Origin of the sequence: Marinoscillum sp. (assembly GCF_965229915.1) — a bacterium.
GTDB lineage: Bacteria > Bacteroidota > Bacteroidia > Cytophagales > Cyclobacteriaceae > Marinoscillum.
Map to the genome: position 1 here is coordinate 1,983,480 of NZ_CBDDJZ010000001.1, position 15,594 is coordinate 1,999,073.

General features: G+C 44.5%; 8 protein-coding genes. 2 read left to right on the forward strand and 6 right to left on the reverse strand.

Annotation, left to right across the window (positions count from 1 at the left end):
* Window positions 1-52: 52 nt before the first annotated feature.
* The 5 genes from ACO067_RS08650 to ACO067_RS08670 all read right to left on the reverse strand — a co-directional run bounded on the left by ACO067_RS08650 (window position 53) and on the right by ACO067_RS08670 (window position 10,312).
* Window positions 53-895, reverse strand: a complete 843-nt coding sequence (locus ACO067_RS08650) for a hypothetical protein (protein WP_421873057.1) — start codon at window positions 893-895, stop codon at window positions 53-55.
* A 24-nt stretch (window positions 896-919) separates the two neighbouring features.
* Entirely contained in the window at window positions 920-2,449 is a 1,530-nt protein-coding gene (locus tag ACO067_RS08655) for a RagB/SusD family nutrient uptake outer membrane protein (RefSeq protein WP_421873061.1), read from the reverse strand.
* Window positions 2,450-2,470: 21 nt separating this feature from the next.
* Window positions 2,471-5,602, reverse strand: a complete 3,132-nt coding sequence (locus ACO067_RS08660; protein ID WP_421873064.1) for a SusC/RagA family TonB-linked outer membrane protein — start codon at window positions 5,600-5,602, stop codon at window positions 2,471-2,473.
* Window positions 5,603-6,137: 535 nt separating this feature from the next.
* Window positions 6,138-7,604, reverse strand: a complete 1,467-nt coding sequence (locus tag ACO067_RS08665) for a glycosyl hydrolase (RefSeq protein WP_421873066.1) — start codon at window positions 7,602-7,604, stop codon at window positions 6,138-6,140.
* Window positions 7,601-10,312: a carbohydrate-binding protein gene (locus tag ACO067_RS08670; protein ID WP_421873069.1), complete on the reverse strand. Its 2,712-nt coding sequence runs from the start codon at window positions 10,310-10,312 to the stop codon at window positions 7,601-7,603. Before ACO067_RS08670 ends, ACO067_RS08665 begins: the two co-directional genes overlap by 4 nt.
* A gap of 257 nt (window positions 10,313-10,569) precedes the next feature.
* Between ACO067_RS08670 and ACO067_RS08675 the strand changes: the two genes are divergently transcribed.
* Together ACO067_RS08675 and ACO067_RS08680 are read left to right on the forward strand one after the other, a co-directional pair.
* A complete protein-coding gene (locus ACO067_RS08675; RefSeq protein ID WP_421873072.1) occupies window positions 10,570-13,467 on the forward strand; it encodes a triple tyrosine motif-containing protein in 2,898 nt (965 codons plus the stop codon).
* Window positions 13,468-13,482: 15 nt separating this feature from the next.
* The gene (locus ACO067_RS08680; protein WP_421873074.1) at window positions 13,483-13,659 is read left to right on the forward strand and encodes a hypothetical protein; all 177 of its coding nucleotides are present in this window, start codon (window positions 13,483-13,485) and stop codon (window positions 13,657-13,659) included.
* On the opposite strand, the gene ACO067_RS08685 is transcribed toward ACO067_RS08680, so the two are convergent.
* Window positions 13,660-15,531 carry an ATP-binding protein gene (locus ACO067_RS08685; RefSeq protein ID WP_421873077.1) on the reverse strand — a complete coding sequence of 624 codons (1,872 nt, stop codon included), beginning with the start codon at window positions 15,529-15,531 and terminating at the stop codon, window positions 13,660-13,662.
* Window positions 15,532-15,594 lie beyond the last annotated feature (63 nt).

Below are 15,594 nucleotides of genomic sequence, written 5' to 3' on the forward strand. Positions count from 1 at the left end.
AAAACAGGGTCATCAGGCCGTAACCTGATGACCCTGGATTGATGGTTGGGACTTAATCCTTGGTGCCTCTCAGCTCTATATTGTCAATGGAGATACCGTCTGCTCCCAGATCTGCACCACCTGATTTGACTACCAAATAGATGGTACCAGACTGTGAGAAGGTGACTCTTCCATCAGATGACATGAGTTCTCCTACACAGCCTACATTCAGCAGCCCACCTGAAAACTGACCATTACCACATCCGGTCCAGGTGTTTAGGCCAGCCTGGATGGGTCCGTCTGCATAGTCACTTCCAGGTTGTGGTTGAGAAGTGCCGAAGTATACTTCAAACCACGTGTCAGTTGCCCCACTACCTGAAACCGTGGCATTGAAAGCATACTCCTTGTCGGCAATGACCTCAATGGCCTGATAGAATCCAGCATGACCCCAACCGCCACCGGTTCCGGTCATTTTGCCATCTACCAGCTCAAATGCCACTCCATCTGTAATGGTGAATGTGGTCCAGGCGTCAGGATCGTCCATTTTTCCTCCCACGACAATATTTCCAGCCTCAGGATCACTTGTACTCACATTGATCACTTCTACATCTGAGGTATCAGATCCTCCATTAGATGCAGTGACCATCTGTACTTCATAATCTCCGGCATCTGGCAGAAACAGGGTATCCACTGCTTCACCTTTACTAAATCCATTGCCAGTATTCCACATGGTAATGAAAGCATCTGGCGTAGTGTTGGTTAGTACATAGGTGTTGTTTTGGTTGGATACTGGCTCTACGGTAAAGCTTGCAGTTGGGGGTGTTCCCCCCAATGACAAGTCCTCATCTTCTGGGAAGCAGCTAGCCACTACAACAGCTACAGCTCCCATCATCATTAATATGCGTATATTTTTCATCTGATCTTTTCGATTTTAGGTGAATTAATAGGCAGGATCCTGCTCCAACTTACTGTCTGCAAAATCCAACTCTGATTGTGGAATAGGCAATGCATCATGCTTACCTTCTACATAGCCTCTTGGTCCCAGAATGTCGGCTGCCATACCCCATCTGACCAGATCAAACCATCGGTGTCCTTCACCTGCCAACTCGAGACGTCTTTCGCGAATGATGTTTTCAAAGGTGGCCGGAACTGGTCCTAGTCCTACTCTATTGCGTACGGCGTCCAGTAGGAGCTGTGCTCTGGTGGCGTTACCACCGCCTCGTACCAGTGCTTCTGCTTCGAGCAAGTAGGTGTCAGCCAGGCGTATTTCATATTCGTTGGTACCGAAGTTAAGCTCGAATGGCACTGTTGCATCTGCTGACCTGTTCTCCTCACGCCCGGCGAATTTTGCCAGGAAGTATCCGGTATTTTCATGTGCGTGAGTATAAGTCACGATACCCAACTGCTCCAGGCTATCTATATTGGCGATGGTAGTGGAGTAGCGTGGGTCATACACTCCCCCCTGCACAAATTCATCGACCAGACTCTGAGTGACCGTATTGAAACTCCAACCAGAAACGAAAGTCGGTGCCTGCGAAGGATCATTGATCACGTATCCTCTTGGAGCAACCATGATTGGCATCATATTACCTTCCGTACAGCCAACACAGCCCCAGCCTCCTTGAGAAGTGGTGTTGTGACTTACCTCAAATATGGACTCAGAGTTGAATTCATTGCTCAAAAGAAAGAGGTCAGAATAGTTGTCGATCAGGGCGTATCCATAGTCATTGGCTCCTCCAGGGGTGCCATTCACTTCTTCAAACTGCTCTGCAGCCAATGCAAACTTTTCTTGCTGCAGTAACACTTTGCCGTATAGCGCATGAGCTGCGCCCTTCGTAGCTCTTCCTGCCTCTGTGGTCAGGTCTATGGTGGCTGGTAGATTCTGGATGGCATATTCCAGGTCCGCTTCCATCAACTCAAAAGCCACAGAACGCTCGTTGACCTCTACATTGAAAATATCTGCAGCTGATACCGGCTCTTCAAATACAGGGAAGCGCTCAAAATAGCGTACCAAATCAAAGTAGTAATAGGCTCTTAGAAACCTGACTTCACCCATGAATCGGTTTTTGAGATTTTGATCCATGTCTACTTCAGGTAATTTTTGAATGAGAATATTGGTCCTGAAAACTCCTTGATAGTTTCTATTCCAGAAGTCACCCTGTGGACCTACCACTGGATCAAGTGTGTACTTGTCCCAGACCTGCATTTCATTGATATCTGTAGGTCCACCACCTCCAGCCATGAAATCATCCGATGCTGCATTGAGGCATGGGGTCTTCGGAACAAAACTTGCCCAACCCACCGGATCATAGGCAGCTATTAATCCATTGTAAGCCTCCTCGGCATTGCGATAGTAATTTTCCTCAAGAGCTGTTCCTTTAGGCTCCACGTTGACAAACTCGTCAGAGCAGGCGCCAAATATTCCAGCAATCAGGAACAAGGCCGTAATTCTGATATATTTCGTTTTCATAATTATTGTCTTTATCAATTCTTAAAATCCAACATTGATACCCACCATGAATGAACGCGCCTGTGGGTAAATCCCTCGGTCTATGCCAAATGAACCTCCGCCAATTTCAGGATCGTAACCTGTGTATTCGGTGAATGTGAGCAGATTTTCAGCCATCACGTAGATTCTTGCTTTCTTCATTTTGATGGTTTCTAACAAGGATGAAGGCAATGAATAACCAAGCTGCAACACTTTCAATCGGAAGTATGAGCCATCCTCTATGTAGAAATCAGATGGGTTTTGGAAGTTTTTATTAGGATCAGCGTCTGTCAGACGAGGGAAATCCGTGGATGTACCCGGTCCTGTCCATCGGCCCAAGGCGGCTACCTGATAGTTGGCGCCGTTGATATCCAACCTTCTCAGTCCCTGGAAAATTTCATTTCCATAAACTCCTTGTCCAAAAATCAACAGATCAAATCCTTTGTATTCAGCATTGATGTTCACGCCATATGACCAGTCTGGTATCGGGTTCCCTAGGAACGTGCGATCATCCGGGTCGATCGTTCCATTACCATCCAGATCAGCCCACTTGAAGTCTCCAGGCTGAGCGTTCGGCTGAACAGGAGTACCTTCAGGGCCCACATAGGCATCGATTTCCTCTTGTGTTTGGAAAATACCTAATCGCTCATACCCATAAAAAGAATTGATCGGTTGGCCCACGGCCATTCGTGCCATGGTTCCCATGTTTTGAATGCTGGAGGTATTGTAGAAGTCTACATCACCAAGATTAGTCACTTTGTTCTCAACATAAGAAGCGTTGGCAGATACCTGCAGGTTAAGATCACCTAGCTGCTTTCTATAACCCAGCTCGATTTCCACACCTTTGTTCTCCATGTCACCAATGTTGGCATATGGGCTACCGATTACGCCTGTATAGCTAGGTATAGGTCTGGTTCGCAAGATATCTGTGGTCACCTTTTTGTACCAATCGAAATTCAAATTGAAATCGTCAAAAAGAGTGGTCTCAAAACCGACGTTTAACTGACTGGTCTGTTCCCATCTTAGGTCAGGGTTTGCCGGAGCATCCGGGCTATTTCCCGCAACTGATGCGTCGGTGTTACCGAAGGTGTAGTTTCTTCCTGAGCCAATGGTGGACAAGTAGCGAAAGTCACCCAGGTTGTCGTTACCAACTACACCGTATCCACCTCTTACTTTCAGGAAGTTCACTACCTGATTGGATGGCCAGAAGGATTCACTGGAAGCTACCCAGCCGGCAGATGCTGACGGGAAGAACCCGTATTTATTGTTTGATCCAAATCGTGAAGATCCATCCCTACGGATAACTCCTGTTAGCAAGTATTTCTCTCCAAAGTTGTAGTTGAGTCGGGCAAACAAGGAAGAAACCGTGTGGATCACTCCCTCTCCAGCACTTGCTGTGATGTCATCCGGTGTTACATTGTAGATGAATGAGGCATCATCATAGTTGTCTACCGGAATGTTCGCTTTAGTCACTCCAAAACTATAAACCTTGTTGTCTTTATAGGCTCCCTGGCCTAAAAGCACGGTAAAGTTATGCTCACTAAGAGACCTGGTATAGCTTACCGTATTTTCCAGGTTCCAGTCAAACCGTCTATTAAGTCCGCCACTTATTCTGGCACTGGTCAGGTTCTGGTTGGTGGCACTGAGGAAAAATAACGGAGTAAAATTTCTATCTCCATAGAAAGCTATCTTGCTACCGAGTGTAGATCTTAATCTCAAGCCTTCGATGGGCTCCACCTCAGCAAACACATTACCAATGATATTGTCTGCATAGCTATGATTGCCCAATCTGGTTTGCGCATAAGCCAATGGATTGGTCATCTCCTGCAATACAATATCAGAAATTCCATATGGATTGCCATTCTCATCACGCATGACCGGATTGTTGGCGTATGGTGGAGCTCCAGCCACCGTAGGATCTGTGATCACCGCTGGCGTGATGGGATCCAGGTTGATCGCAGAACTCAAAGGACCTCCAAATTCACTGTTGGTGTTTCCGAGACCGATGGATTTGTTGTGCGCATAACCAATGTTTTCACCTATCGTCAACCACTCTTTGATTTTGTGAGTTGAGTTGAGACGGATGTTATCTCGGGTATACTTGGAGATCTCTGTGGAGACAATTCCTTCTTGTTCCAAGTGACCATAAGAGAAGTAAAAAGTGCTTCTATCATTACCACCACTGATGCTCAGTTCGTGATTTTGACGCTTGGCCTGATCATTGAAAATCAGGTCCTGCCAATCGGTACCTTCTCCATAGGCTTGCGGATTGGAAAACTGAGGGGCATTACCATCCGCTAAACGTGCTTCATTCCGCAAGGTGGCATATTCTGTCGCGTTTAATAAGTCCAGCTTTCTTGCCGGTCCAGATACGCCAAAGAACCCATTGTAGTTCACATTGAAGCCACCAGACTTTCCTTTCTTCGTGGTAATCAGAATAACACCTGATGCCGCTCTGGCACCATAGATCGCCTGTGAAGCAGCATCTTTCAACACTTCCACAGACTCAATGTCTGACTGGTTGAGGTAATTAATTCCTCCATTATCCACGATTACTCCATCGACTACCCACAGTGGGTCGTTGTTGTTGAGGGTCGTAACCCCTCTTACTCGAATCGTAGCTCCCTCGCCAGGTTGTCCGTTGTTGGAGGCGATGGTCACACCGGATACACGTCCCTGTAGTGTTTGGCTTACGTTGTTGAGTGGTAGGGATTCTAAATCCGAACCTTTTACACTAGCGATCGCTCCTGTAACCACACTCTTCTTTTGAGCTCCATATCCGACTACCACTACTTCTTCGAGGGATTGCACATCGATGGTCAAAGACACATCTACAGAAGTACGTCCATTAAGAGGTACCTCTTGTGTGGCAAACCCTACGAATGAAAAAGTTAGAGTAGTCTGATCATTGGGTACATTTAGCCCAAAATCACCGTTGATATCAGTGATCGTACCATTGGAAGTACCTTTCTCTAATACCGTCACACCGGGAAGCGCCTCACCGGTCTCCTTATCGGTCACGGTGCCTGTCACCCGAATATCCTGGGCATATGATGCACTCCAGAATATCGAAAGACCGAATACCATCAAGAGCTTCAAAAGGCTCTTGTACATGGGTAAAATTTTCAATCTCATATTTAGTAGGTTTATTGTGAATGGTTAATTGTTAGAATCTCAAAGAATCAAGGTTCATTTATGAAATTCCATAATCTCAAATATAGAATCTCCCTTTAGTGATATTGAATTTATCACTACACTTTGATTACTTCACTAAATAAACCACCTCGCCATCACTACTTCATTTTATATTAGGTACTGTTTTTCAATAACTTAAATGATGATATTGGCCGGTAAGTATTCAGTAAATACATTTGAAAATTTCCCTAGAACCTAATTTATATATTAGAATAGTACAATTTCAATCAGGAAATCAACTATATGAGCCCTGAAAGTGTGCGTTGGACTAGCTTATGATGAAAGAATACGCTACATGCGGTGTGACTAAAGCAGTTTGCCTTGAAACAATGATGATTTTGCACTTCAAATTTGAAATAATTTGAAGCTACACGAGACCTTGATTGGTCAGAAAAATGGCAATGGTACTATTCCAAGAGGTTGGTTGATGCATGCACCGAACAAAAGCTGAGAGTTTTGATTGATTGACCTAATTCTAATAGGTAGTTCGAATAAACTTGGACACCTGCGGGGAGCTACCAGACACACTAAAGATGGCAATGTATATACCAGGTTGCCACGAACTGATATCAATTTGCTGCAGGTCAGCTCTCTCACAGTCAGTCTGTCTTAGCACCTCTCGCCCATCAATGGCTGTGATAACCAGTGTATTCCTAACTTCAAAATGACCTGGAACTAAGCGGATTGCCTTCGAAGATGGATTAGGGTAAACAGCCAGGTCAGCAATCTCAGGACTGCTCAAAACAGGAGGTCGCTCCTCAAGAATAGCTATCCAGTTCAGGTTAAAACCAGATTGTAGCACCTCCAGACGAATAACATGCTCACCTGTGCTTAGCTCAATTTCGGATGGCAAGGTCCTCCACTTTCCCCAACCACCCGTAGATAGTAAGTCAATAGTGAACGTAGATTTGTCATCCACTGTGATGGACAGTTTGCCCGACCTATTAGCTGCATACCGCAGATCAAAAGTGAATGAACGGGACGACTGTACATCTACCTGATATTCTACCCAATCACCAACGTCAAGATGACTTAATTGTATCAGTCCATCTGTATCAGTTGTTAGTTCTAGTTGAGCACCATCCGTTTTTTGATAGTTTTCTGCTTCAATTTTAGCCGGCAGTTGCAAGTATTGGGTGGTATCATGGACTGGCATATTCACATAAAGCTCACCTAGTTCGGTTAACTGTCCTGTTGAACCAAGAATGGAAATATGGGGGCCGTTACCTCTTCCAGTAAACCAGGCGTAACGAAACACATTCGGATCGTTTTCCATCAATTCTACTGCATCGATCAGGAATCTCTTTTGCTGATCCAGACTGATATTCTCCTGATCCCAGCAGGCAATTTCCGTCACCCAAAGTGGTCTATCGTATTTCTTAAAAAGATCTAAATACCATTCCAATCCACCACATCCATACCAATGAACAGCAATATAATCTACCCGGCAGTCTACGCATTCGTCAAAAAAAGCATCCAGGTATTCAACGGGATCCGAATAATTTACACCATTTTCTGACACACAGTCACCACAGAAATTCACTGCGGGACCTACCAGTTTTAAGTTGAACTCATCTGCCAATGCTTCGAGCTCCGGCCAAACTGCAGCAGCCTCCGAAGGGGTCATATTGGCCTGATCGGTAAAATTGGGCTCATTGAACCCCAATAAATAGTCTATCTGTGGATTATTGGTAAGAAAGTCATACAGTCCATCTCTATCAAAAGCGCCATTCCATGCCATGGGGACAAATTGAACATTAAAATCCTGATAGTTGGCACGCACGCCGGCATCTGGAAGATGGTACCAGTTGTACCACCAACTCACTCCTGAAGAAATGGCTCGAAGATCGCTCCCAGTATGATGTCCATATCCCAGGCCGCGTTTCTGAGCATCAAGCCTAAGAAAAGTACTTAGGAGACATAGAAAAAAGAGCCATTTCACCTCTTGAGTATGATCTTTTGCTGGTAGGCAGTGCTCATGGAAACAAAGTTCAAAATGTATAAGCCCTCTGGTAAATGAGAAACACTTACTCGATCATTATGGACGGATTCTTGGGCGAAAACTCGTTGACCATCCATAGACCACAATTCCAGCAACCAACTTTCATCCATATTCGGGTAAATGTTTAGTTCATCACTAGCTGGGTTGGGAAAAATATGAGCTCCTCTGGTATTCTCTTCCAGTACGGTTCCATTAAAAGAGAACCGAAACCAGTTGAGGTTAAATTCCGGATCCACGATTTTGACACGTAGGATCCCACGTGCTTCTGTGAGTTGCATATTGGTCTTGACTGTTTGCCAGGTTTGCCACCCACCCGTTACGGGTACATCTACACTTACCTGATTCATTACCTCACCCTGATCATCCAGCTGTTCAAATCGTAGTTTACCAGAGTTACTTTCACAGGCAATGCGCACTTCAAGTTGGTACTGCCCAGTTCCTTCCACTGCTACATTGTACTCTAGATAGTCTCCTGCTGTAGTGTATCCTAAATTCTGACCTCCTCCCTGATCGGTCGTGTTTTCAAGTACCAGACCTTCATTAACCACAAAATCCTCAGCTTCAATCTTACCCGGTATGGGCGCGTGATAAGGTAGGCTATTTCTAATCTCAAGAGATTCAAACTGCTCCAGGCTGGTTCCATCAGCAGCCGAAATTTCAGTTCCGGAGTAGTCCAGCAACAATTCATCCGTATCCTTGAGAAGGGCAGCGGTTTTCAGCAGTAGCTGGAAATCCCCTAATACCGAGATCTCATCGATTGCTACGACTTCCCCGCTTACAGAAAGTGCAAACCCGTCAGAAGTCACCGTTGATTGATCTAATTCCTTATTGAGGTTGAGCACGATGGCTCCACTTTCTGTAGTCTCTCCAGATACTGCCCCAAACGAAATATCCTTGAGCTCACTGGTTAAAAAAAAACCGAAGTAACTCAAATTGGAACCACCCTGATCAATGACCAGCTTAATTCTTCGGGTTCCTGCTTTAATGGGCACTTCATTCACCACCAAATCGGTCCAATTTTGAAACCCACCAGTACCTGGCAGCTCTACAGATCCTGTGGCATCTACACCATCTATTTCCAAATGAACCACACCTGCAGCTTGCCCGGCATACCGAATGGTCAGGTCATACGCTCCGGATGAGTCCACTTCTACAGTATACAGCATCCACTCACCATCTTCTGTCCAACCCACATTGTATCCGTTGCTGTAATCGCTTTCATCTTCTGTCTCTTCGATATCCACTCCATCATTGCGGTAAGCATAGCCCAGGTTCCATGCCTGACCACCAGCACTTGTCGTGATATTGGTCACCTCTGTATCAGAATAGGCATAGTCTACCTTTCCTAAATCAAAGTCTGAGGCTGCAATAACATTTAGCTGATCAGGCGAAATTTGATGATTTTTAAATGGCTTGGTATCGTTGGAGTGTGGCTGACGGATTTTCGCATCTACTACATCCGGGTGAAAGATGTTGTTTTCAAGCTTCAGATCCTCAGCCAACTGCATCAAAGCCGTGTAAGCCTCTTCAGCTGATGGTTTGGCTCCACTTCCTCCCCAATAATCCAGCACCTTCTGGTAGCCTGGGTTCATTTTAATTTGAAGGGGGTTATTCCCACCTAGTTTCTTTAGCGGCCACCACGACCACCCAATCCCATTGCTCTCCAATAAATCAATGCAATTGGTAAACCACGTGTTGGAGTTTTCACCGGTCTCACCTAGCCAGATGGGTACATTCCGATCGCTTCGCATGTTCAGCATGCCTTGAATCGCACTTTGAGTATTTGGATTCCAGTATTTGTGATAGCTAATCACCAGGTTGTCATCCCAAAGTGTGGGTAAGCCGTTGTAATTATTACCCCAGCAGTTTCCCTCGATGACGATGATGTGTTGTTGATCCACTTCGCGTATTGCTTCCGTTACACGTTTCTGTAAATCCCACAAAAGGGTGTTTTGTGATTCCGCACATCCATTTGGATCATTTTCATGATCCTGAAATCCCCAGTTGGGTTCATTGATGATGTCATAGGCTCCCAACATTGGCTCATCTGCATAGCGTTCTGCCAGCCTCCTCCAAAGCGCGACCATTTTTTCCTGATTAGCCTCACTTTCCCATAGTGACGGTTTGGAGGAATCATAATCGCTAATGTCGGCGTTTTCACCCTGACCTCCAGGCGCTGCATGCAGGTCCAATATCAAATACATGTTATTGGCTTTACACCACTCCAGCAAAGCATCCGTCATTTCAAAGCCCCGATCCAGCCAGGTGATCTCTCCTGCTTCTGGCTCCTCTTCTATAGGTGGTGTGAATAGTTTATAGTGCATCGGCAAACGAATCATGTTGTAACCCCAACTTGCCATACTATCCACATCAATTTTTCGCATGTGATTGGCCCACCAGGCCTGGTAAAACTCCTGAGTTCGCTCTTCTCCTATGAGCGCTTCAATCTTTTCTTCTATTTCGTGCTGGGGTCCTGAGGTACGCAGCATGTAACCTTCCTGAAGCATCCAGCCTCCTAACCCGATCCCTCTCCATATGACCTCCTGACCAGACTCGTCTACAATTCTGGTGCCATCGGCATGTAAAAACTGAGCATTGGTGTTACTGAAGCTTAGTAGAAGTATAATCAGGCCAATCACCTGGATCATTGATCTCCTATTTTGAAAGTTTGATTTTTTTAGCATTAGATTTGATGTCGGTTTTGAGGATATTTGAAAATCCAATCGTTTTCCTTGATAATTCCCTATTTCACCAAAAATAAAAAGGCATCTGACTGATTGATAAGATTGAGTTACATCTTAAATACATCAGCAAAAATCGGCTATACATCATCACTACTTCATGTGATGCTATATATTTGATTTACTGGTACTTGTATCAATGAAAAACGAGTTGAATTTTGACTATGAAAGCATTTTTTGGAGCTGTACTTGGGATACTTTTGGCATGGACGATAACCGCTCAGGTATCTGGATCGGACCAGCATGTAGTGACCAAAACAGAAATCCGTGGTACTCCGAGACTAATTCACTACAGTCGGGAAGACTTCCATGGTGACCCGCAGATCTGGACCATGTGCCAGGACGATGACGGTATTCTCTACTTTGGCAACAATGATGGAACGCTGATTTTTGATGGGGCTCGATGGAGAAAAATCCCTTTGCCTAACCATTCCTCGGTTCGCAGCTTGCTTTATAGTAGTGATGGCAAGGTGTATGCAGGAGGGTTCAATGATTTTGGAGTTATTGAAAAAGACGAATATGGCAACTATAGCTACCGGTCCTACATGGATCAGCTTCGCGTAGAAGATAGAAATCTGGAAAATATCTGGGACATACATGAAGTACAAAACCACATCATTTTCAGGAGCTTTTCAAAACTGGTAGCTATCTCCAATAACAAGGCATTTACCATCCCCGCTGAAAACTACTACCACTCCAGTGTGATCAACGACCAGTTATATCTGGTAGATCCAGAGGGCATCAAGAGACTGGATTTAGAAACATTTGAACTCGAGACGGTCGTTTTATTAGCTCAAATAAACAATGAATCCATTGCAGAAATCATCGCAGGTCGGACACCTGACGAACTGACGATCCTTACCAAACCCGGATCCGCCTATCACTATCAGATAAGTGAACGAAATTTAACCCTCTACAAAAGATACCTGGAACCCAACTCCAATAATCAAATCATCTCCGCGATTAAGTCTACGGGTGGTAATTCGTATTTGGGTACTTTAAATTCTGAGATCCTTATTTTGGATGCCTCTGGAGAAATAATCTCCGTGAATGATGAATACCTTGATCTGCAAGACAACACCGTGCTTAATCTATTTGAAAGCTCGGAGGGAAACATTTGGGCCCTTCTCAACAATGGAATTGACTGCATCAATATCACCTCACCCGTCAGCATCCTGTTTGAAAATGCATCGGTATTTGATGTTATCATCAGAGGAGGGAAATTCTACGCAGCTACCAATCAAGGGGTTTTCATTTCCGAGAAAATCACTCAAAACCCCCACTTCACCAGTTTAAATTTCAAGCAAATCCAGGGCTTGGATGGTCAGTCATGGAGCATACAGGTATTCAATGGCAAAATCCTGGTAGGCCATGATGGCGGACTCTTTATCATCGATAATGATCAAACATTACGAATTCCCGGTGTATCCGGAGTCTGGAAAGTGATCCCCATCAAAGGCAAACCGGATCACTATTTTGTCTGCACTTATACGGGGATACACATGATGAACTATACAGAAGCTGATGGCTTTCAGGTTCTTTACCGGATGGAGGGTTTCAACGAGTCCAGTAGAGATATCATCCAAAGTGAAGAAGAGGGGGTATTCTGGGTATGTCATGGCTACAAAGGGGTCTTCAAAGTCCAGTTTGACAAGAATTATCAAAAGGTATTAGGAGTAGAAAGCTTTCGCGAGAAAGGATTGCCGTCACCTTTTAACATTAACGTGTACCGATGGCAAGGTGACATAGTCTTTACTACGAATTCCGGCATTTTTACCTATAACAAAGACGAGAATCAATTCGAGCCGCACACATCGCTCAACAGTATCTTTGGTATAGACAAAAACGTGAGAAAGCTTCTGGAATATGACGAACAAACATGGTTTGTGCATGACGATGAAGTAGGATACTTTGAAGAAGACCAGAAAATGCACAAAGGGCTTTTCCTGGAGCTAAAGGGCACTTTTAACCGCGGAATGGAATGCATCCTCCCAATCAACCGCAACAATGTGTTGATCGGAACGACCACCGGACTGTATGCCTACGACCTCACGATGCAACAGTCCAAAAATCAGAGTAGTACCTTACTGAGTGAAATCAGCTTTTGGCAAGGAGAAAAAAGGATAAAAGCTCCGCTCAAAGCATCGAACCTAAGACTCTCTCACGATACTTACGACTTTCGGTTTGAATATTCCGCTCCACAACTGAAAGACCAAAATCAGGTACAGTACAGCTACATGCTGGAAGGGGTGGACCAGAGCTGGTCAGAGTGGAGCACTAATCCCTATAAAGAATTCGCCCGGTTGTATCCTGGAAATTACACCTTTCGGGTAAAGGGAAGAAGTATGATCGGTGAGACCGCCTCCGAAGTGTCCTATAACCTTACCATGATCCCTATATGGTATCGAACGAAGGTGGCTTATGTCTCCTATCTGCTGGTAATAGCAATAGGATTGATTGCCTCACGAAAACTGGTCAAACGAAAAATCGCCACAGAAAAAGAAAAAACGCGAGTTGAAGAAAAGAAAAAGCAAACGGTATTGGAGCTGGAGCTTCAGCAAATGAAGCTGGAACGTGAAAAAGAACGCATCGAGCAGGACAAAAAGCTACTGGAAGAAGATGTCATCTTTAAGAGTAAAGAACTCGCCAATTACACCATGCTGCTGGTACGCAAACGAGAGCTACTGACAGATTTGCGAGAAGACCTTAAAGAACTGAAAGAGGTAGCCAAAAATGAAAAGTCCAGAAATATGCTACGCAACCTGGTGAGGAAAATTGGCATTCATCTCAACGACGAAGAGCATATTCATGTGTTTGAAGCCAACTTTGAACGTGTGCATCACGAGTTTTTTGAGGAACTAAAAACTCACTTCCCAGACCTCACAGCTAAAGAGTTGAGACTTTGTGCCCTGGTAAAAATGAACCTTACGAATAAGGAAATAGCCCCAATTCTCAATATCTCTTTACGTGGGGTGGAAACGGCGAGGTATCGGTTGAGAAAACGCCTGAGCCTGGAGCACGAAGAAAATATGGTGGAGTTCTTAGAAAAGCTGGCTCCATAACGTCATATTGCAACTATGAATCCACAAACCTTACGCTACCTGAGCTACACCCTGGTAACGGCCGTGATGGCTATCAGTGCTACTTATTTTTACACCACCTGGAAACAAGGTGAACCACGATGGTATTTTTTCATCCTGGCTGTGGCAATAGCTTTGCTGCTGTCTTACAATTTGCTGGTGAAGAAAAAGTAGTTACTTCGGAAATCGCATCTCAAACCTCACACCACCCGAAGTATTGCTAGCCCTAATGACCCCATGGTGCTCCTTCACAGCACTAAAAGCAAAGTACAACCCGAGACCTGGCGACTCCCCATCATCTTTGGTGCTATAAAATGGATCAAAAATTTTCAACAGATCTTCTTCTGGTATGGGTGGACCACTGTTTTCGACACTTACTATAAGTTCATTGTTTTCTACTCGTACTTCCACTTTCACGAAGTGCTCTGGTCCTGATTGCTGGAGTTCTGCATAGTAAAAAGCATTTTCCAACACAGCCTTCAGCGCATGATGAATTCGATTGGGAAAACACTTGAAAGTAACCGATTCTACTTCTTGCATGAATTTAACGGTACTCTTCTTGGTCTCCTCACGCAGAGCCAATTTTACATTGTCCACAATCTCCGTAAAGTCCACCTCCACGGGAGTTTGATCAGTGTAAGAAGCAATAATAAGCGCCTGAATGATACGGTTAATTTTGGTGATGCTAAACGAAGACTCCTTCAACATAACGTTGATGTCTTCTACCAGATCATTGTGTTTATCTTCGTCCAATTCCATCTCTTTGAGATTGCGCTCTATCACTTGCAAGCCACCGTTCAGGATATTGATCGGATTGTTTAACTCATGAGCCACTCCAGAAACAAAAGAACCAATGGAGGCCATCTTTTCCGACTGAATCAATTGTGACTGGGTTCCCTTCAGTTCCTTAATGGTTCTTTTCAATAACACGTTCTTTCCTTCCAAATCTTCACGCTGCTTGGAAATATGATCATTCAGATTCTTTAATTCCTTGTTGGTACGGTTTCTAATGATCAAGATCCGATAGCCAAGAAGTACTACCAGGGATAGAATCACCACACCTAAAAACAGCATCACCAAATAAGACCGACTCTCCTGTTGGCGCAATTCATATAGTTGATTTTCCTTCTCCAGCAATTCTATCTGCCCTTCTTTTTCCTGCAGCTCGTAGAGTTTTTGATAGTTAGCCAGTTGTGTGGAAAGGTCATTCTTGTAGAACTTTTTTAACTCATTGATATAAAGTCGCTGCTTTTCCAGTGCTCCCGCATAATCATCTGCAAGCGTATCAGCGATCACGTTCGTTTCTAAAAAATCGAGGGGGCTACGCACCTGATCTAAAGTCACGTGAAGAGAATCCCGCTTTTTCCTGTACCGCTGGGCCAGGTCTTGATTTCCAAGCTTATGATAAAGGGCACTGATGAAATTGTAGGTATAATACTTTGACGTAAGCGAGCCGGATTCAATACCCATTTTCTCGAGACTGAGCATGTCATTCAAAGCCACCTCGTATTTGCCTTCATTAATATTGAGACCAGCAAGCATAAGCAGCGACGAAACAGGCACTGAGTTAGTCGCCTCATATTGCTGCACTGCCATTCTAAAGTACTTTTCAGCCGAATCCATTTGATTCAGGTTGAAGTAGAGATACCCCAGCCGGTGAGTGGCTGCCTTTTTTATCTGAGGATCTGAAACGTAATATTCTGCATCCAAAGCATAGTTTAAGGCATTCTCAAACTCCTGTACCATTGCATAGGACTCAGCTATCCTACTCAAGGCATCATAGATTCCCGAGGAATCATTCAAATCCCGATAGGTACCAAGTGCCAGATTATACTGATCCAGTGCCTTGTCATGAAAACTCAAATTATGATACTGAATGCCCAACTCCATTCTGGCTTTTGCCACAGTATATTGGTCTGTCTGCTGGTCAATGAGTTGCTCATATGCCGCGATTCTCTCCTCCGGAAGTGAGTCTGCTACGTCCGTAATCGAATCTATCTGTAGAAGTCCTAATAATACGCTTAAAGCGAGACAAAAAGTAGGCATGGTGGTTGGTACGGCTCAGGCATGAACCTAAAATAGTTTTAATAACTATGAAAAGCTAGCTTT

What these genes read in the sequence shown, in the direction of transcription:
- ACO067_RS08660 (WP_421873064.1), bottom strand. Translation starts at nt 5,602, where the DNA reads ATGAGATTGAAAATTTTACCCATGTACAAGAGCCTTTTGAAGCTCTTG.
- ACO067_RS08675 (WP_421873072.1), top strand. Translation starts at nt 10,570, where the DNA reads ATGAAAGCATTTTTTGGAGCTGTACTTGGGATACTTTTGGCATGGACG.
- ACO067_RS08650 (WP_421873057.1), bottom strand. Translation starts at nt 895, where the DNA reads ATGAAAAATATACGCATATTAATGATGATGGGAGCTGTAGCTGTTGTA.
- ACO067_RS08680 (WP_421873074.1), top strand. Translation starts at nt 13,483, where the DNA reads ATGAATCCACAAACCTTACGCTACCTGAGCTACACCCTGGTAACGGCC.
- ACO067_RS08670 (WP_421873069.1), bottom strand. Translation starts at nt 10,312, where the DNA reads ATGATCCAGGTGATTGGCCTGATTATACTTCTACTAAGCTTCAGTAAC.
- ACO067_RS08685 (WP_421873077.1), bottom strand. Translation starts at nt 15,531, where the DNA reads ATGCCTACTTTTTGTCTCGCTTTAAGCGTATTATTAGGACTTCTACAG.
- ACO067_RS08655 (WP_421873061.1), bottom strand. Translation starts at nt 2,449, where the DNA reads ATGAAAACGAAATATATCAGAATTACGGCCTTGTTCCTGATTGCTGGA.